This is a genomic window from Parabacteroides sp. AF18-52, from assembly GCF_003479145.1.
Classification (GTDB): domain Bacteria; phylum Bacteroidota; class Bacteroidia; order Bacteroidales; family Tannerellaceae; genus Parabacteroides; species Parabacteroides faecis.
In genome coordinates, this window is record NZ_QUGR01000014.1 from 11,538 (window position 1) to 31,597 (window position 20,060).

General features: G+C 41.4%; 11 protein-coding genes. 4 read left to right on the forward strand and 7 right to left on the reverse strand.

The window, feature by feature from the left end:
• The first annotated feature begins 3 nt into the window (after positions 1–3).
• Positions 4–1,965 carry a glycoside hydrolase family 97 protein gene (locus DWX23_RS19140; RefSeq protein ID WP_122375635.1) on the forward strand — a complete coding sequence of 654 codons (1,962 nt, stop codon included), beginning with the start codon at positions 4–6 and terminating at the stop codon, positions 1,963–1,965.
• 193 nt (positions 1,966–2,158) lie between these two features.
• On the forward strand, positions 2,159–3,250 hold the full coding sequence (locus tag DWX23_RS19145) for a tyrosine-protein phosphatase (RefSeq protein WP_122375636.1): 1,092 nt from the start codon (positions 2,159–2,161) through the stop codon (positions 3,248–3,250).
• On the opposite strand, the gene DWX23_RS19150 is transcribed toward DWX23_RS19145, so the two are convergent.
• The 5 genes from DWX23_RS19150 to DWX23_RS19170 form a co-directional block, all read right to left on the reverse strand.
• Positions 3,251–5,836, reverse strand: a complete 2,586-nt coding sequence (locus tag DWX23_RS19150) for a hypothetical protein (RefSeq protein WP_122375637.1) — start codon at positions 5,834–5,836, stop codon at positions 3,251–3,253.
• 141 nt (positions 5,837–5,977) lie between these two features.
• Positions 5,978–6,862 (reverse strand): BT_3987 domain-containing protein, encoded by an 885-nt coding sequence (locus DWX23_RS19155; protein ID WP_122375638.1) that lies wholly within the window; start codon positions 6,860–6,862, stop codon positions 5,978–5,980.
• 39 nt (positions 6,863–6,901) lie between these two features.
• Positions 6,902–8,923 carry a RagB/SusD family nutrient uptake outer membrane protein gene (locus tag DWX23_RS19160; protein WP_122375639.1) on the reverse strand — a complete coding sequence of 674 codons (2,022 nt, stop codon included), beginning with the start codon at positions 8,921–8,923 and terminating at the stop codon, positions 6,902–6,904.
• An 11-nt stretch (positions 8,924–8,934) separates the two neighbouring features.
• On the reverse strand, positions 8,935–12,018 hold the full coding sequence (locus DWX23_RS19165) for a TonB-dependent receptor (protein ID WP_122375640.1): 3,084 nt from the start codon (positions 12,016–12,018) through the stop codon (positions 8,935–8,937).
• Between the two features lie 22 nt (positions 12,019–12,040).
• A complete protein-coding gene (locus DWX23_RS19170) occupies positions 12,041–13,414 on the reverse strand; it encodes an IPT/TIG domain-containing protein (protein ID WP_122375641.1) in 1,374 nt (457 codons plus the stop codon).
• Positions 13,415–14,419: 1,005 nt separating this feature from the next.
• Between DWX23_RS19170 and DWX23_RS19175 the strand changes: the two genes are divergently transcribed.
• Positions 14,420–14,962, forward strand: a complete 543-nt coding sequence (locus tag DWX23_RS19175) for a hypothetical protein (RefSeq protein ID WP_122375642.1) — start codon at positions 14,420–14,422, stop codon at positions 14,960–14,962.
• Between the two features lie 10 nt (positions 14,963–14,972).
• Here DWX23_RS19175 and DWX23_RS19180 read toward each other — a convergent pair whose 3' ends face one another.
• Positions 14,973–15,608: an HAD family hydrolase gene (locus DWX23_RS19180; protein WP_122375643.1), complete on the reverse strand. Its 636-nt coding sequence runs from the start codon at positions 15,606–15,608 to the stop codon at positions 14,973–14,975.
• 108 nt (positions 15,609–15,716) lie between these two features.
• On the opposite strand from DWX23_RS19180, the gene DWX23_RS19185 reads away from it, so the two are divergent.
• Positions 15,717–16,493, forward strand: coding sequence for a nitrilase-related carbon-nitrogen hydrolase (locus DWX23_RS19185; RefSeq protein ID WP_122375644.1), 777 nt, complete (start codon positions 15,717–15,719; stop codon positions 16,491–16,493).
• Between the two features lie 46 nt (positions 16,494–16,539).
• Here DWX23_RS19185 and DWX23_RS19190 read toward each other — a convergent pair whose 3' ends face one another.
• Positions 16,540–20,025, reverse strand: a complete 3,486-nt coding sequence (locus DWX23_RS19190; protein WP_199673341.1) for a glycosyl hydrolase — start codon at positions 20,023–20,025, stop codon at positions 16,540–16,542.
• Positions 20,026–20,060: the final 35 nt, after the last annotated feature.

The window sequence follows — 20,060 nt, forward strand, 5'->3', positions numbered from 1 at the left end:
AGTATGAAAAACTGTAAAACTTTTTACATCTTATTCCTTGTATTGGTATTCTTTTCGTCAACTCAGGCTGCCGAAAAGAAGGTGGAATTAGTATCTCCCAACAAGGAGATAAAAGTAAGTCTCCGTATTACTGATAAGATTTATTACTCCATTTCATACAATGGTGACGTGATCCTGAAAGATAATTATCTTCGGTTAACGCTTAGAGATGAAGTGTTGGGTGAAAATCCTAAATTGTCGGGACAAAAGTTCTCCGATGCGGATGAGATGCTGTCTCCGGTAATTCCTCTGAAATTCTCGACCGTACGTAATCATTATAATCAGTTGAGAATGGATTTTAAAGGGAATTATTCCGTAGAGTTTCGGGCTTATGATGATGGTATCGCTTACCGTTTCCTTACTAATAAGAAAGGTGACATAGAAGTAATGAACGAAGATTTGGCAATTAATTTTCCTGCTCCTTATCTTCTTCACATGCAGCAACCCGGAAGTTTTAAAACTGCTTACGAAGAGAATTATACTCATGTAAACAGTAACGAATGGACTCCTGAAGATAAGAAGGCTGTTCTTCCATTACTGATTGATACCAGGAAGCAATACAAGATATTGATTTCAGAATCTGATCTTTCGGATTATCCATGTATGTTTCTTAAAAGTAATGGACAAAACGGCTTGATTTCCACTTTTCCGAATAATCCGTTGGAATTTGGTGAAGATGGCGACCGTAGCCTCAAGTTGTTGAAGGAAGCTGATTATATTGCTAAGACTTCCGGAAAAAGAACTTATCCCTGGCGTTATTTTGTCATTACCAAAGATGACAAACAACTGATCGAAAACACGATGACCTTCAGGCTGGCAACGAAAAGTGTAATCGGGGATCCTTCCTGGATTACCCCTGGACAGGTAAGCTGGGAATGGTGGAACGATGCTTGCCCTTATGGTCCGGATGTTAATTTTGTTTCGGGATATAACCTGGAGACTTATAAGTATTATATCGATTTTGCGTCTAAATATGGTATATCTTATATTCTTATGGACGAAGGTTGGGCCCAAAGTACCCGCGATCCTTTTACTCCTAATCCCCATGTAGATGTACATGAATTGATTCGCTATGGCAAGGAAAAGAACGTCGGTATCGTTTTGTGGCTTACCTGGTTGACTGTAGAGAATCACATGGATTTATTTAAAACTTTTGCCGAATGGGGTGTAAAAGGTGTGAAGATCGACTTTATGGACCGCAGTGATCAATGGATGGTCAACTACTACGAAAGAGTGGCAGAAGAGGCTGCCAGGTATAAGCTCTTTGTAGACTTTCACGGCTCGTTCAAACCTGCCGGATTGGAATACAAATATCCCAACGTACTTTCTTATGAGGGTGTGAGGGGCATGGAGCAAATGGGCGGTTGTACTCCGGATAATAGTATTTATTATCCTTTCCTGCGTAATGCTGTGGGTCCTATGGATTATACTCCCGGAGCCATGAACAGTTTCCAACCCAATGTTTACCGTGCTGACCGCCCCAATTCCGGAAGTATCGGGACGCGTGCTTATCAATTGGCTTTGTACGTTATCTTTGAGAGTGGTTTGCAAATGTTGGCTGACAATCCTACTCTCTATTATCGTAATGCCGATTGTACGGAATTTATTACTCAGGTGCCGACAACCTGGGATGAGACCATTGCTTTGGCCGCTGAAGTAGGAGAAGTGGCTGTTGTGGCTAAACGTAAAGGGGATAAATGGTTTATCGGTGGCATGACCAATAATAACAAGGATGTGCGTGAGATAGATATCTGTCTTGATTTTCTCAACGATGGCAGAAACTATAAGATGACCTCTTTTAAAGATGGTATCAATGCAGGTCGTCAGGCCATGGATTATCGTCGGAACGAATCGTCTGTTAAGAAGAATGATATAATCAAAATTAAGATGGTCAGAAACGGAGGCTTTGCTGCTGTAATAGAGTAGGTATCCATCTCTGTCCGGAATACCCCTCGCGATTACTATCTGTCGCGAGGGGTATTTTTTTTATATTCTAAAATAAATAAACGATATTCTATATTTCATTTATGAGGCTAAAAGGTTGGCTGTCTTTGAGTAATTAGTTTTAAATCTGTATCTTGCGCGCCTTTAAATTATTTATTAATGAGTAAAAAGCGTTATGAAAAAGAATTTATCTTACTATTTATTGCTGCTGTTTTGTGTCTCCGGACTGTTTGTCTCTTGCGGAGACGATGATGAAAAACCCACAATCGGCTATTCGGGAAAAGATGTAAGCGGAGATGCCGGGATTGCCCGTGATAAGGAAACGAAAAAGGCTGTGCTGAGTGTGACTTCCGATAAAGCCTGGGAGTTATATGCCGGTACTACAGCAGAAGATATCGATATGAACACTCCTTGCCTGACCGGTACCGGAAAAGGCTCTTTCGATTTGAGTGTCGATGCTACGAAGAGACAGCTTTTCCTGTTCAAGAACTCCGAAGGTCAGGCTTTGTTGGCTGAAAGACTTTTGCCGGTTAACGGGTATAATTTCAGGGATCTGGGCGGTATAAAGAACAGTGAAGGTAAATATGTACGTTGGGGTAAATTGTTCCGCACGGATGAGATGAATAAATTATCGGATGCCGATCTAGCCTATCTGGCAAGTACAGGATTGAAAACTGTTGTCGATTTTCGTACTGCCACGGAAAAAGAAGGTGGATTGGGTGGTATGCTGCCTGCTGCTCCTGATAAGCTACCGTCTACGGTAAAGAATCCTTATGATCTGGAGATCAATGCCGGTAATATATTTTCAGATGAGATTATCGGAAGTATATCAAAGGGGCTTAGTGAGGAAGAGACTGCTCAGATTATGGTGGATGCTTATATCGAAATGGTGAGTTATGATGATTATGTAGCTAAGTATAAAGAGTTTTTTAAATATGTTCAGGATGAAAGTTCTTTGCCGTTGAGTTACCATTGTTCGGCAGGCAAGGACCGTACAGGGGTTGCAACCATGCTTATTCTGTCGGCTCTCGGTGTAGATAAAGAAACGATAATGAAGGATTATATGCTTAGTAAGAATTATATCGCAGGTAAGTACGATACCTATTTGAAATTTTATCCTCAAATTGCTCCGTTAGTTACTGTCGATGAGAAATATCTGAATGCCGCTTATAATAAGATAGACGAAAAGTACGGCTCCATGACTAAGTTCTTGACGGAGACGTTAGGCGTGGATATTCAGAAAATGAAACAGTTATACTTATATTGATCATTTATAAATACCGATTATTCCGTCTGCGGTAATCGTTTCAGCACTGATGCTGAACTTTTTGCAGCTACTATTATTATAGAACCTGATATCAGCTTTACCCTTTTCATCGGGTGTCACTGAAGGATTCCAGTAGAGTGTGCGGCGGTAATCGGGTTCCGGCGGAAGGATGGAATAATCCGGATTGTAAAATTCTTTAACCTGGCTGTAGCCTTCCAGCCAGGTTTTTCGTACCCCTTTACCGGCATCCGTCGGTATCTTATCTTCCGGAAATGTCTCGATAAAAACGACACAACTGTAAAAATCGTCTACCTCCAAAGGTGACATTCTGGGATCTGCATATTTACACATGATAGAAAGTTCCTCATTGATATAAATGGATTTGATAGCCTCGAGTCGTATCAGTTTGTATTTGTTGTAGTCCATTTCAGTAGCCATGGTCGGTTCGTAGTTGATGACGAAGAGAGGCATTTTTCCTTTGTATTGCAGATATTCGTCCTGTCTGGAGAAGGTTTTTCTGAAATTGTTATTCATATTTATCATCAGTTCATGTATATCTTTTCCGATATATTTTCCTTGGTCTGTTATATCGTCCCATTCGGACTGAACATCATAAAAGGCAATCGATTTGGAACGGTTATTGAAAATATCCTTTTCCCGTGATCTCTTTTTGGCGGTTACAGTCACTTCGTCCAGACGGAGAACTTTCTCCTTATTCCCCGCTTTGGTCAAAGAATCCTCATAAGCTGTCAGGAATGCATTGATATCTTCCTCCGGTTCTTGTATTTCTGGAACATCTTCTGATTCTATTTCTTCTGTTTTCTCTGTTTCCAGATCTGCAACAGTGACTTGCATCTCCGGATAACGGTATCTTTTCGGCTCCGGGGTGAAAAGGCGGTCGAGTATGATCCGGTGGTCTTTTTTCTTTCCTTTCTCGCTTACGGCCAGTATCATATTCCATTTTCCGGTTATATCGGCCCGGAAAGCGAAATGTCCCAGGCTATCGGTTGTAAATATATCGAATGCGCTGGCAGCCTCTTCTTCCTCACCTCTTTTGAGAAGGAAGGAGGATATCGTAACATCGGGTTTAGGTTTTTTCCGGACGAAGGAAACAACCTGGCCGTGCATCTCGATACCCTGTTCCGGTGTGTATTTCAATTTGAATGGTTCTGTTCCTGCCATCTGCTTCCAGGAATAGCGGTGCCAGCCTTGTACCATCATCAGCAGGTCAAGAGAGGAACGGTGGACGGAATCGTTTGCTTCAAAATAGTAAGACGGGTTATGGACGTATCCTTTTATATCGGACGCAAGTAACATGTCTGTCAGGATATTGCAATCCGATTTGACTTCGTTCATGCCATCCCTTACCGATAAGGAGAAAGATGTCTGTACCGGGTTCTCATTTTGATCGGTTACCGTGAACTCCATATCGACGGCTTCATACGGTTCGTATGTCTCTTTTCCGGCTTTGGACCTGATCGTCAGCTGTTCTTCTTTATGAATGAATATCAAACGGTCGCAAAGTATGTCTCCGTTACTGTTGAATAAGACAATTTGCAAAACGCCTGAAGGTAATATCGTTTTGTCCACTTTGAAACAGACCGGTTCATTGTGCAGCACGTTGGCAAGGCAATAATTATATAGTTTTCCTCTGCAGATAATGACCATTCCCAGCATCTCTGCCGGTGTCTGTTCATTTTTCTGTAAAGATATTTCAAGGCTGTCGGAAGATGAAAGGTTATCTGCCTGCAAGGTAAATCCTTGTGGCAACGGCTGAGGCATGTCGAATTGGTATTTCTTACCGTTGTAGTCGACCACTGCTTTTCGTTTACCCATGTTCGGGGTGTAATTGAAGAAACCTTTTCCGTCGTGTGTTACGGCAAAACCTGCTATTTCTTCTTTGTCTTGGTTTATGATCTTTCCGGTTGCTTCCAACGGGTTTCCGAAAGCGTCTGTTATTTCGAATGCCACCCGTGAAGGTATATTTTTGATCAGGTTTCCTCCTTCCGGATAGAATTTCAGATTGACCTTTTTCCCTTTTTGAGGCTTTTCCCGTTTCTTCGGATATTTGCCGTATCCGTATTTCAGCATATCTTTTTCCTCATAGTTCCCTTCTGTTTTCGGCTTGTTGAATACCGGCAGCAGGCGGGAGAAGATAGCATCTTCGCCAAAGTTCAACATATATTTTGTGTAGGCACGGACCTCATAGAAACCGGAATAAAAAGGAAGTTGCCCTAATGTGAAATCTCCGTGGCACTGTCCGTTCTCGACCTTCAGTACCCGTTTATCTATGATTTCACCGCCGGGATTCAATAGTTCCACATATAGTGTTTTGCTTAATCCGGTCGCTTCGTGTAGTTCGGAAGTTACCACATAACAGTTGAACCAGATATTATCACCCTGGTAATAACTGGTATTGTCAAAATGGAGATACACTTTTTCCCGTGGTATATATTGCGAAAACTGATCCGTAGCACGGATATAGTGGGTGAGTTTGTTGATCACACTGTCTGTTTCCTGCCCTGAAGCCTGCAGGCAAAACAGTAAAAGGGAAATATAACCGATAACTTTTCGGAGTGTTTTCATGGGAACTTCATATCTTCCTTACATGGAAGAATTTACGAAGTTATAGAGAATTTAGGAAGTGGCAAAGTAAATAAGATATTTTTAGATGAAGGTGTTGTAAAAAGCGAAATGCTATTTTTGCAACACCTTCATTCTATATATTTATTGCTCTTCGGTATCTGTTACCGGAGCATTTATATTGATTATTTTCTCTTCAATATCGAATGTTTCCCCTTCTTCATTCGTATAAGTATATCTCAGATAGAAGCTTTGTTTTTTTCTGTCGTAATAACTTTTCCCGGAATCTGTTATTTTTGCATCCAGCCAGGGTTTTATAGTAACGGAGGTGCTATCTGTACCGATGTTAAGAAGCATGAAGTTTGTTTTTATATATTTTGCTTCTCCGGATAATGTGTGAATCGGCATACGGATAGAATTGGAAGAGATGGCTTTCAGAACAGGCTGTACCGAGCGAATCGTTTTAGGTAGTTCTATTGAACTGCCTGCAAAATCACCTGAAAATCCATTGATCATTTTTACTTCATAAACCATCGTGCTTAGTTCCTCATTTACATCATAACCCGCACTGTTTGAGGCGATCGTGATAGGGAGTGCATACGAAACATCAGGATCCAGGTTTTGTGGATCGAACGGTATATCCAGTACGCCATATTGTTCGTTTGCCCGAATGGTCACAGATAGGTCTGTCGATGTATAGTTTTCTTTGGGTAACAATTGCTTGTCGGTATATAAGGGGTTCCCCAATGCACTTTTTTTGTTGAGTGAGTCGAGTGCTTTGGGATTGATCTCCAACTGAACCGTCAGGTCGGACTTGATGGGTTCGGAGGAAGCACAATAGACTGAAAATTGCATGGAATTATTTTCGCTGCCATATGCATGTTCGCCGACATAGAGCATATCGCGGCTATTTACAATATAAAGTGTTTTCTTGTATTGTTCACCGAAATCAGCAGGTTCACTCGTACAACTCCAGAAGAAACAGGCTGACGAGAAAAGTAATATATGCTTTAATATATTTGATCTCATAATAAATGGTATTAATATGTATATGTGTAAAACATGTTATTAGAATCCGGGCATTTGGTCCAGATTCGGATTTTTGTCTACCTCACTTTTAGGGATCGGGAAGAAAGTCTGCCTGCGGGTAAAGACCTTATAGATCCAGTCTCTTTCTTTCACCTGGATGATGTTATAGAATTTATCTTTTTCAGCTTCTGTCGCACTGACATCGCATCCCATAACCGGTGCATTTTCATAGATGATCGCTTTTTTCGTACGTCTGAGATCGTGATAACGGCGTCCTTCCCAGGCAAACTCTATCTGGCGTTCACGGGCAATCAGTTCTCTCATTTTATCAGCATTGGCAACATCGGCATCTGTGATACCCGGTAGACCGGCACGATACCGGATCAGGTTGAAGCAGCGTTTCATTTCACTCGTATTGCGTGTCACGGTAATGTCGTTGATCGTGTACGACTGGTCCAGTTCATTCATTGCTTCCACATAATTCAAATAGACTTCAGCCATGCGGTAAGCCGGGCAATATTTTGTTTTTTGTCTTCCTCCGCTGATCCATGAATCTTCATAATGAAGGAATTTCCGGCAAAGATAACCTGTCATCGGATATTCCTCGGCTTCACCCTGCGGACGGTTCAGGGCATAATCCCTGCCGCTTTTTGAATCGCTGAAATATTTAGCAACTTTACCATCTTGCTGGTCGATTTTATCAGGTGGAGTAGAAGTGGAAGGAAAGTAGGAATTGTTAAAGGCGATTGTGGCATAAAAGCGCATCTCACGATTTGCATACCATTTGTGAGTTCCGCTCAGCAGGGTAAAACCATTGCTGCTTTTTTCTCCTGAAAACACCAGGTCCGTATTTGTATAACCTTCCTCATAGGGGTAAGATTCACTTGCATTGTTGATAGTACGGCCGTCGATCATGTAGTAGGCGTCGACCAATACCTGCGGAACGAAGAATACATTCCAGGCATTCAGCACACCAGGAGCACTGTATTTGTTCATTCCGTTGATCCCCGTATTTTGGCGGGAAAACAGAATCTCCCGGTTGGATGAAGCCAATACACATTCGCCGTTGAACATATCTATATAGGAATGATAAGGATCGATACCCCCTACGCCGTCCGGAAAATCAGCTTGTTCGGCAGCCGGAACCGGGAAATGAGGTGTGTTTTCCATTCGGGGGACAGTATACAGATCATTGGGTTTGATGTCGACGAGCCGTTTGGCATTGGCGGCTGCGACGGCCCATTTCCTTATGTCTTTGACAGGATTAAGATAAGGTACGCCTGCATTGTTCGTAAAATCGCTGAACTCACTATTTTCACCGTTATAAAGCGGACTTGCTGTATAAAGAGTGAGGCGTGACAGTACTGCCAATGCAGAATTTTTTACTGCCTGTCCTATTTCTGAATTGTCTCTGACCTGTGTGGGTAGTAATTTGATTGCTTCTTCCAGTAGGGCAGATACATAATCGCTACATTCGTCCCAGGTATTGCGCTCTACCATCATCTGGTCGATAGGGGTGTCGAAATCTACCGGCGTATCAGGTACAATCGGGACCGGGCCGTAAGCCAGCATCAGTTCAAAATAGATCATCGCTTTTATAAATGTGGCCTGACCGATCCATTCCGACCGTTGTAGGGCACTTACTTCCTGGCACTCGTTCACTCTTTGAATAAATGTATTGGCTTTGCGAATCCCTTCGTAGAAATAATTCCAGTAATCGAAATGATCCAGATCTTCCGCTTTCATTTCATTATTGCAGAAGTAATTGTAATTATGCCTGTTTCGTTTGTATCCGGCTACACCCTCATCGCTTATTAATACCCAGGGTTGCGCATTGTCTGTCCAGGCACTCGGCGAACCGTAGTCTATCAGATAACTATATACATTGTTCAGATATTTCTGTGTATATTCCTTTTTGGCAAAGACTGTATCGAGAGTGAAAAGGTCGGCCACATACGGGTCTATGTCCAAAAAACTACACGATTGGAATGTGATGCCTGCACTACCGAGGATAACAAATAAGAAAGCAAATATTCTTGTTTTTATTTTTTTGCTAGTCATGATCCGATATATTAAAATGAAACTTGTAAAACCATAGAATAGGAACGGGTGATGGGATAAACAGCTCCATTGTCGCTTGCTTGTTCGGGATCCCATAATTTCACTTTATCCCAGACACATAAGTTGTCGCCGAGGAAAGAAATACGCAGGTTTGTCATGTTTATTTTCGACAAAATCTTTTTAGGGACCGTATATCCTATTTCAAGCGTTTTCAAGCGAAGATACCCCGCATCGGCGAGCCAGAAAGAAGAGGGACGGTTGTTATTTATATTTTCTCCGTATGTAAGACGAGGGAAACGGGCATTCGGATTTTCTGTCGACGGATCTCCTGAATATGAAGCCGGTGTCCAGCGGTTACTCTGATCGTTTACAATAGAAAGAACGTTACCGGTCACACCTCCGGCGAACGGATAATATCCGTTGCCCCCCATAAAGTAATCCACCTGTGCCGCTCCTCTGAAAAAGACGCTGATATCGAAACCTTTCCAATTGGCACTGGTTGCAAACCCGTATTGGATTTTCGGGACGTTGGAATTACCGATAGGTGCGATATCATAATCGTCTATACGGCCATCGCCGTTGATATCCTGATATTTGATGTCTCCCGGAAGGACTTTCCCGAATTGTGTAGGACTGTTCTTCACATCATCTTCATCTTTAAAGAGTCCTAAGGCGATCAATCCCCGGGTCACACCATAGCTGGTTCCCTTTTTGGCCAGATAAGGATAGCGGGGAGGAACCTCATCATAATCTATGATTTTATCTCTTGTCAGTGTGAAGTTACCGCGTAATTCAACCGCTACATTGCCGAAACGATGGGTATAAGAAGCAGTTCCGTCAGCTCCCCAGCTTTTCATTTTACCTACATTTCCCCAGGGTTTGGTGCCGACACCGATAGTGCCTGGTAGAGTTGCACGTTCCATAAAAATATTATTACGTTTGTCGATGAAAGCATCTACTGTGATGTCGAGTGCTTCCCAAAGTGTCAGGTCGATACCGAAGTTCTGCTTAATTGCTTTTTCCCAGACCAGGCCGGTCGATCCTAATACGGCGTCGGTTACTCCACCTCCAGAGTTCTGATGCTGGTCGCCGAACACATATCCCGGTGCACTCATATTTACGGTTGTGAGGTAGGGGAAGCGGACATCGTTGCTGATCTGGTCGTTTCCTACTAATCCGTACGAATAACGGAGTTTCAGAGTGCTGATGAACGGAGCTTTTTCTTTTATCAGCGGATAGTTGGAAAGCACATAGCCCAAAGCTCCCGAAGGGAAAAATCCAAAACGTTCCCCTTTGGGGAAGTTCTCAGACCCGTTGTATCCGAAATTACCTTCTATGAAGTAGATATCATTATAAGAATAGGTAAGACGTCCGGCAATACCCTGGTTACGATGAGGAATAGAGGCCAGTTCGCCATCTGCATCTGTCCGTTGATAGTCTTTCTGGTTGTATAAGAACAGACCTCCTATACGGTGCTTTTCGGCGAACAATCGGTTGTATTCGACTTTCCCTTCTATATAAATAGTACGGATCCCATATGAAGTACTTTTGAAAGTCATCGGTTGGGCAACCACTGTTTTGAGTGTCATCAGTTCGCCGGTGTTCCAGTTGCGATCAGTAGCTTTATACAGGTCCGGCATTTTAGTCCGGCTGGTAAGGTGATTGTTGTAATTGTCGAATGACAGAGAACCGGTTACTTTTAATCCTTTTGTGATGAAATCGAGTGATTGTTCTATTTTCAGTAATGATTCGATGGAGTTGTCGCGGTCGGTCAGAAATCCGGTTTCGTTCAGTAATACAGATGGAGAGGTTTGTTCCCCTTTTCCGTAAGCCGGAAGTTGCCCGTTTGAATAGACAACCGGAACTGTCAAGGGAGTTAAGGATGCCTGTGCGCCCCATATCTCTTTGGTTGTACCCATGCCCGGCCGGTTCATGTCGACCAGTTTGGCGGATAACAGCAAGCTCACCAGTGTACTTTTGGTCAGATCGACGTCGATATTACTTCTGAAGGTATATTGGTTGCGTCTGACATTCGAGTGGTAACGGTCCATACCGGTTTGATTGTAAATGGCATCGTTGGTCCGGTAGAATGCACTCATATAGTAACGAGCCAGTTTACTACCACCGGAGATATTGATATTTCCTTGTACACCCAATGTCCGTTTTTTCAATATCTCGTCCTGCCAGCTGACATCCGGATACAAATCAGGATCCATATGATATTTTATGATATCGAATATTTCGGGTGAATAGACCGATCTGTCACCTCTCACCACTTTTGCTTCGTTGGCTAGTTTGGCATAATCATAAGCCCGTAGATAGTTCGGAAGCCTGGGTAGTGTTTCGATCATTGTTTTTACGCTGGCATTGATCGATACTTTCCCTTCTGCGCCACGCTTGGTGTTGATCAATACGACTCCGTTGGCTCCTTTGGCCCCATATACTGCCGTAGCCGTAGCATCTTTCAGGACAGAAAAACTTTCGATATCTTCGGGTGCGAGTTCGTTCAGGCTGGAACTTCCCCGGTCTATTCCGTCTATCAATATTAATGCGCTGCTGTTAGCTCCGAAGGTACTGATACCGCGAATCCAGAATTCAGAGACGTCATTGCCCGGTTCGCCGCTTTGCTGGATACCGATCAGTCCGGCCACACGTCCGGCAAGGGCGTTACTGACGGAGGTAACACCGCCGACATTCAGTGAAGTAGGTTTAACACTTGTGATGGCCCCGACCACACTCACTTTTCGTTGTGTACTGTATCCGACAATACTCACTTCTTCCAGTTGTTGGGCATCGGTATCCAGTACAACGTTGATTGTTTGAGACTTGGCTGTTCCGATTTTGATTTCCTGCGATTTGAATCCGATGTAGGAGAAAACCAGTGTCGTACCGGGTTTAACCTCAATCGTGTATTTTCCGTCCAGATTCGTGACAGTTCCCTGCGTCGGATTATCGCGTGGGTAGATGTTCACACCGATCTGTGTCTCATTATTAGCATCTGTGACTACTCCTTCAACTTTAATCGTTGTCTGTGCCAGGGCAAAAGCCGGTAGTATCGTCATAAATATGACGAACAATGCGATATATTTTTTCATTCTTATGTATTTTAATCTATGGTTATTGAATAGCAATACAACGGATCAAATAATTGTAGGTGTCGGCTACATAAAGGATGCCGTCGGGGGTAGCTGCTACATCATAAGGGGTATTAAAGAGTGCTTCCTGCGGTTTCCCGTCCTTATATCCGGCTTCTCCCGGGACTCCGGCGAAGATGGTAGCATTGAATTCTTCGTCTACTTTCCAAATAACATGATTGGTATAGTCAGCCAGATAGACGTTTCCTTCCTGATCGGCGGCCATCCCTTCGATTTTACCTAATTGTGCAGCCTTCCCGTTACCTTCTATAGCATCACCTCTTCCTGTCCCAACAATATGTTTTACTTCATTTTGTGTTATCCACGGGGTGGTATGTCCGGCCGGAGTATGATAAGGGTCCAGGCGGTAGAGACGTCCCCAAGCTTCGGAAGTGATATATAGGTATCCGTTCACTTTGTTATAGGCAATGTGTGCCCATGAATCCATGTTCAGATTTTCTCCGATCAGTTCTACCTTTTTGGTCGCTATGTTCACGCGGATCAGTCGTTTACCCGATGAAGATAACAGGAAGACATAATCGTTGTCAGCAGCTAGTCCGAAATAATCCATAGCACCGGCGATATAGTCTCCTTTCTCATTTTTTTGATCATAGTAAGCCTCGGCTTCCTGCCAGTTACTTGATTTATACAAACCGTAGAAAAGAAGCGGGCGCATGGCTGTACGTCTTTCCAATACATAATAGTTTGTAAAATCCAGATTAAACGAACATTGCCAGGGTTCGTGCATTCCTGAAAGAACAGTGCTGAGTTTGTTGTCCTGTATAGATAGCATCCGGACCATTTTGCCCCCGTCGTCGGCGACCAGTACTGTCCCTTCATTGTCGACGGCTAGCATGACAGGGCGTCCGAATGATCCTTCCAAAGCCGGACCGTCTGCTGCCGTTTTCACGTCTAATTGTCCGGCTACGGTAGTAACGGTGGATTTAATATTGTATTTGAATTTTTTGTCTTTAAGTGTCTCCTCCCTGTATTTGGGTGATCCGTCTCCATTTTTCCCTTCTTCTACTGCTACTTTGATAGTAGAGTATTCTCCAGGTTGTTTGGGCACCATTGCATAGATGGCGTTACTTTGTAGTTTTAAGATCAGGGCCTCTTTCTGGTTGAAAAACAGCTTCACTTTAGATATATCGTCTCCAAAGTTAGAACCGCTAACCACTACACGGGTTCCGATCCCTCCTTTTTCCGGTCCGATATTCGTTACAACCAATGGCTTATCAGGTGAATAAGGTTCATTTCCGGAGGAGTTATTCTCGTTATTACAGGCAATAAATCCTCCCATAAAAAGAAATATGGTGAATAGATAGAATAAGGTTACATTTATTTTCGAGGTTTTCATTTTCTCTTGTCCTTTTCATAAATATAAATACTAGGTGCAAAAAATATCATTTGTACAATCAGTGATTACTTATTTGCAACTAAATAATAATGATTGTATGTAAGCAGGCTTTTGCCTGGTATAGCAAAAGATGATTATATTAGATCTAATTTAACAAATTAAGATTACACATTCTTTTAGAGCATGTAATTGAATAATACGACTATGGAACTTTCAGGTCATGTTATAATTTTGTTTGTGAAAGACTGTAGTCTTTCTGGTTTGTAATTAGATTTCGTTAACTCTATTGCTATAGTCTTCGTAGAACTATGGCATTAGGCTAAAATTGGGTGTTGCAAACTGTTATTTATTTGATCTTTTTACGGCAAATCGAAATATTATCCATTAGTTTAGTGATATTGTCCATTTTTATAGCCTTTAAAAGCTTATTATTTTGTATTATTAATAAAATAATATAAGAAAAAGCGCCATAGTTCTACGAAAACTATGGCGTTTTTATCTGAGGAAGTTAGGCTGAATCAAATTAGTTTATTTCAGTTTTTACTAAATTTGAATCTGATATGGGGGATGTATTACCTCTTGATAATTTATCTTATTATTATAGAGGCATTATTATTCAATTTATAAGTTGAGGTGTATATAATGTATTGCTTGTGTTGTTGCTTTTAGTTTCATACCGAATGAGAGTTTAATGTTGTGTGTTTCCTATCTTTCCTCTTATTTCTTAAAATGATTATTTAAAATTAATTAAAACATAAGGGCGTTTTACTTATTTGTCTGCAATATTGTTACATTTGTGCGTGACATACCTGTTATCAATAGATTTACGAAATTCGATAATTGCAAAATAATAGGGCCGGCTCCTGTTGTTTGTAATTGAAGTCAATAATATCCACAAGTAAATTAAACTAATCCAATAAAAAGAATCGATCGTGTTTGATGGGGTCTCATAGAAACCATATGAGGATTGTAATTTCGCATATTTCTAATTAATACTCAAACATTATGAAAACAAGAATAATCATTATCAGCTTTTTCTTTTGCTTATTCATAGGGATATCTTTTTGGTGTGGAGCTACAACGCACTTGTCCGGCAGTCAGTCGGCCGATTCCGTTTTATGGAAACAACAACTGGATGCGATAATGAAAAATACGGTTGAATATCACCTTGAATATGTCCTTACAGATTATAAATACCTCGGCAAGATTTCTACGGAAGAGGATCTGGAGAGGGTTAAGCTTGCGATACTTGATGGTACAGGCTATCCTGCTGAAGCGTATGGGAAAACAAGATTGGTGAGTTTGAAAGAGTTCTCTTCTATTGATAAAGAAAAGGCAGAAAATATCAGGAAAGATGTAAAGAAGAGTTTGGATCAAATGTTGCGGTTGCGTCTTGGACTGGAAGAAGTGGAATTAGAGTGGACATGCAATGGCACTATTTATAAGACTATCTGTGTCGTTTCCGACACATTAGGGGTCCTCTACGAAAATGTTTTTATGAATAGTTTTATGACTGATCAAACAAAGACGACTGTGCGTAGTTATTAATGTATCAAATTTATATATCTATGTCTTTTAAGTTGGCGATGACTTTGGATTCACTTTTTAAAAGATCATAACTGTTATGTCCACCGGCATAAAGAATACATTTTATCCCTAATGTTTTTGCTACTTCTGCATCATGTACCGTATCTCCGATTATAATTGCTTTGTCGGGATTCAGGGAGTTGTCTTTGATCAGTTTCTGCCCGATCCCGACTTTACCGGTTGCACAGATATCTTCTGAACCGTATATCCCTTTGAACTTATCCGTTAAATGGAAATGGTCGAGCATACGTAACAGATCGTTTTTTCCAGCGGCAGATAATATGTATTGGTCTATGCCTTTTGCGTTTATCGAGTCCAGTATAAAAGAGGCGTCGGCATTTAATTTCAGACAGCTTTCGTAACTTTTATAAAGCTCCATATATTCGGCTGAAATTTCTTCGATCGATTCTTTACTAAAGTCGATACCTATCCGGATATGAAACTGTTTGACCGGGAAGCAGAATATATCTTTATAAGTATGTAAATCCAGCAGAGGCAAGTCCCTTTTTAAAAGCATTTTGTTGATAACCTTGACATTCGCATCTACATCATCCAGCAACGTCCCGTTCCAATCCCATATTAAAGTCTCTGTCTCAGATAGATTCATCTTTTTTAGAAGCAAAGATATACAGATTCCCGCTATAATCCTGTACTTCCGGTCATATAGTGATGTATTATTTTTCTATATTTGCGACCGTCTCTTAATTCTGAATATATGAAATATTTGTTCGTTGCCTTTTTTGTACTGGTTAGCATTGCCATCCCGGCCCAAAATAAAGAAACCTGTCGCGTTGCTTTGGTGCAGGCCCATCTTGCATGGGGAAACGTGGAAGCAAATCTGGATGCTTTTCAGAAACGGGTGGAGCAATGTAAAGGTTGTGACGTGATCGTATTTCCCGAACTGTTTGTTTCCGGTTGTGAAATGAAGAAGAAGGATAAAGAAATAGCGGTGCAGAACAAAGATGAGGTGGCGAGCTATTATCCGGCAGTTATCGGGAGGATGCAAGGCTGGGCGGCAAGTAGCAACGCGTTGGTGATCGGCTCTACGATTTATAAGGAAGCAGGGAAATTTTATAATCGTTTACTGGCTGTGTTCCCGGATGGGCATTATGAGCATTATGACAAGCATAATTGTTTCAGGAAAGGTAGTTTCTCTCCGGGGGAAGGGCAGTTGGTACTTCATTGGAAGGGACATCGTTTTGCCACTTATATTTGTTATGATCTCCGTTTCCCGGACTGGAGCCGGAATGACGACCGGTATGATACGGCGATCTATATTGCTAACTGGCCGGAGTCGCGTCGTGACGATTGGAACCGTCTTCTCCGTGAACGTGCCGTTGAGAACCGGGCGAATATCATTGCCGTCAACTGTGCCGGGACCGATCCTACCGGTATCATCTATGCAGGCGACTCCTGTTTGCTCACTCCCCAAGGAGAAACGGCAGGAGAATGTGAAGCCTACAAAGATGATATACGGATTGTCGGGTTATGATTCATAGCCGATATCAGTCGGCTATGAACTTTTATTGTAAGTTTAATCAATATTCTACATTTACATGTATATAAGGGCGTATAACTACCGGACCTAACAAACCAGAAGATTGTAATGGAGAATCTTTATTCCAAAACTTCCAGGTACTAAAAGTTGTACGTTCCGAAGATCTTTTTTTATGATCGGTAAGCCATTCCGGCCATTTTTTGATACAACTACCATTCCATTCTATATCATCAGGAAAACGTTCATCACCAATCAATTTGTTTGGCCACAAATTTGTAATTTTAATTTCAAGATCATTTACACCTTTATGTACTGCATCGTGTAGGTTTACTCTAAAGGGTGTTTTCCATAAAATTCCCAGTTTTTTCCCATTAACAATAACTTCTGCAATTACTCGAACGCATCCCAAATCTAATTCTAAAGAGTAATCTGATTGCAACAACTCTTCTGAAAGAGTAAATTGCTTTTTATACGTTGCTGTACCTGAGAAATAACTTATCCTTTCATCTGAAGAATTTGACCATGAGATTAATTTATCAAACGTCGTATCCCACATCCCTGAATTATATGGGAAAGTGACATTCCAGGGCCCCGTTAATTCAATTGACTTTGGAATCGAATCAACCTGAACTGTTCTCGTTTCTCCTAAAGACGTAGTATAAGTCATCTTTCCGGGATATGGAGTAACCCAAGTTATTTTACTTTTATCCGAAATGAGTTTTGATTCAGGAGTACTTTGTGCCAGATTAAGGGTCTCACCTTCGAGTACAGATCTTTTACATATTTCTCCATCAGTAGCATAAACAACATGTAATTCTTTTTTAGGTCCTAAGTTTGACATATCTGTTACTAATCCTTCGTTCACTGAAATCTGTAAAACACCAGATAAGACCTTTGATTTTAGTTGATTTGTAACATCATATGTTGAATAACTCGATGGTATACCGTGAATCCCCTTGCCAAATTTACCATATACAGCTCTCAATATTTTAAATTCAGAAGAGTTTCCTGCATCAATATTGATCGCTTCTCCTTCAATTGCATGTATTTCCTGACGTTTACCTTTTATTTCATATTCAATACGAAGTTCTTTTATATATCCGGGAGCTGGGTCTACAGGACTTAGATGAGAGCCAGAATGTATATTTAACTTGCTATCACGAACACTTTTTACTACAGACTCTGTAACATCGACCACACCTTCCGGTAGAAAAGTTCCATACTCTGCTTTGATAATTTTTAAATCTGATAGTGAATTTGTCTTTTCTTTCTTTATATCTATTATTGCTTTCACAATATGTCTGGTAGTAGTGACCGGTTTCCTGAAAATCATGAAAACAGCCCCATCCGGATCAAATTGGATTGGAATGCTTATGGTTCCGTCGCCATTTTCTTTCCAAACTGCAACATCTTCAATTTTGCCGGTTTCCGGATTCCATAATTCTGGTTGTTTTCCTGTAACACGAAAACGACATATTGCCTGATGGCTTTCTTGTTGTGAACTGGTTACAAAATAGATATCAGTTTTGTCATCCTGACGGTGAATAAAATTAATATCCCCAGCGATACCCGTCTCTGTTGAAAAATCCGGAGAGAAATTTTCTCCTTTAAGAATATCAACTACAGAACAGTCTTTTACTAAATTTTTATCCCATAACTTTTCTGCTAATTGGGATACTTGTTTGTCACAAACAGGATAATTCTGAAGGCTTGGTGATTTTTGTGGTTTAGGGCCAATGATCAAAGCACCGCTTTTTGCAAGTTCTTCAATTTTCATTAACATCTCTGGTGTCATCCAGGAAGATTCCGGAAGTACTATTACCCGATACTTACCACCGGCAGGTGTATAAATCAGTCCGTCCTTTACTGTCAACGACATCATTTTGCTTATACCAATTAAGTCATAATCATAACCAAGAGATGTGATTTCCGGCATAAGAATTGCATCATTGGGAGATGACTCTCCTGTAAACACCAACACATCAGCAACATTCCGGCCTTGTTGAAGCAGGAATTGAGAACGCCCTATATACATCATGTAATCTTTCCCCTGTTTCCACCAGGTGTTTAAACGGTTTAATTCAAATCCATAGGATCCAAAAGTTACACCAGGGCCGACATCCCACGGTTGATGTGCATAGGTATGAAAAATAAAACGGTTAACGCCAGCCGCCCATGCCTTGTCACCTATTTGTTTGATCGTAGCCGGATGTCCAAGCCATCCTCCATTGCCGGTAAAAGCCTCTGCTCCAACTATAGGACTCCCATTCAAATGAGCAATAGAAGCTACAAATTTAGGTGAATCAAAAAAAGCCAGACTCCCGCTCCAAAATTCACACATAACAATATCTCCTGTATCTCCAACTTCCATACTATTGAACGGCCCCCAATAAGGTTCTACAGAGAGTTTCATACCATGCTCGTGACAGAGTTTTCTAAAATAATTGTAGTAGTTTTCTGTAATCAAATCACCGATTGTCCGCCGAAAATCCCATAGAAAACGTTCTGTTATTTCACCGCCATCGACATAGTATCCGGCTAACACTGGTAAAAACGGCATACAGTCATACTTCCGAAGCCGCTTGAACTCTTTATCAAAATTGGTTGTCCAATTTGTACAACCTACTTCGTAACTGTCAATGAGACAGTTTGTAAGTGCCGTTCCAACCAAATTCCCTAGTTTTCCGATAATTGGTTTGATACCTCCCTCCCAATATACATCGACAGCTTTTTTATTCATTTTATCACACTCCAATCCGCGTCCACCAATCACAGCCGGACGGTTTTCTGCACCGGTAGGTGTATGGCCAACTCTTAAAATAACCCACTCACCATTCGGAGCATCCCATTCCAATAAACCATCAACCGACGTTTTTGATGTCAGGTCAATGATGTCGGTTCTGTGAACCAGGGCTGACTGAGGTATTGATTTCATATCCGGCTCCAGATGGTTACGTAGTCTTCCTGACAGACTTTTGATATCCAAATCATCAATTCGTTCACCACTTTGTGGATTTGGAAAAGCTAACACTGCAATATCCTTATAGTAATTCAGTCGGGTAGCGGGCTGGCTCAACCGGATCTTAATCTTTTCACCTCCCCTGCACAAAGTGTCGCTACAAACAACTGTTTGCATAGCATATTCCGGTGTAATCCAGGGACCACCGCTCGAAGACCAGCCTGCACCATTATGAAAGCCAAGTTCAAGTCCTAATCGTTCTGCTTCCGATGCCGCAAATTTAAAAAGCTCCAACCATTCTGAACTTAAAAAAGTAGCAGGTCCTTCAGGATATCCCATATCTGCATTAAAGATTTGTGCTTCTTGTATACCCACTTGTTTCATCGCCTCCAAATCAGCGGTAATACCTGCTCTTGTCACATTTCCATTGAGCCAATGCCACCACGTCCGTGCTTTTGCCGAAGCTGGTGGATTTATAAAACCTTCCTGTAATGTATCATCTTGTGCAAATACAGACATATTAATACAGAGACAGGCCATACATATCAAAGTAATACCTTTTTTCATACTTGATCTATTTTATATCGAACACAAAAATATGA

What these genes read in the sequence shown, in the direction of transcription:
- DWX23_RS19140 (WP_122375635.1), top strand. Translation starts at nt 4, where the DNA reads ATGAAAAACTGTAAAACTTTTTACATCTTATTCCTTGTATTGGTATTC.
- DWX23_RS19145 (WP_122375636.1), top strand. Translation starts at nt 2,159, where the DNA reads ATGAAAAAGAATTTATCTTACTATTTATTGCTGCTGTTTTGTGTCTCC.
- DWX23_RS19150 (WP_122375637.1), bottom strand. Translation starts at nt 5,836, where the DNA reads ATGAAAACACTCCGAAAAGTTATCGGTTATATTTCCCTTTTACTGTTT.
- DWX23_RS19155 (WP_122375638.1), bottom strand. Translation starts at nt 6,862, where the DNA reads ATGAGATCAAATATATTAAAGCATATATTACTTTTCTCGTCAGCCTGT.
- DWX23_RS19160 (WP_122375639.1), bottom strand. Translation starts at nt 8,923, where the DNA reads ATGACTAGCAAAAAAATAAAAACAAGAATATTTGCTTTCTTATTTGTT.
- DWX23_RS19165 (WP_122375640.1), bottom strand. Translation starts at nt 12,018, where the DNA reads ATGAAAAAATATATCGCATTGTTCGTCATATTTATGACGATACTACCG.
- DWX23_RS19170 (WP_122375641.1), bottom strand. Translation starts at nt 13,414, where the DNA reads ATGAAAACCTCGAAAATAAATGTAACCTTATTCTATCTATTCACCATA.
- DWX23_RS19175 (WP_122375642.1), top strand. Translation starts at nt 14,420, where the DNA reads ATGAAAACAAGAATAATCATTATCAGCTTTTTCTTTTGCTTATTCATA.
- DWX23_RS19180 (WP_122375643.1), bottom strand. Translation starts at nt 15,608, where the DNA reads ATGAATCTATCTGAGACAGAGACTTTAATATGGGATTGGAACGGGACG.
- DWX23_RS19185 (WP_122375644.1), top strand. Translation starts at nt 15,717, where the DNA reads ATGAAATATTTGTTCGTTGCCTTTTTTGTACTGGTTAGCATTGCCATC.
- DWX23_RS19190 (WP_199673341.1), bottom strand. Translation starts at nt 20,025, where the DNA reads ATGAAAAAAGGTATTACTTTGATATGTATGGCCTGTCTCTGTATTAAT.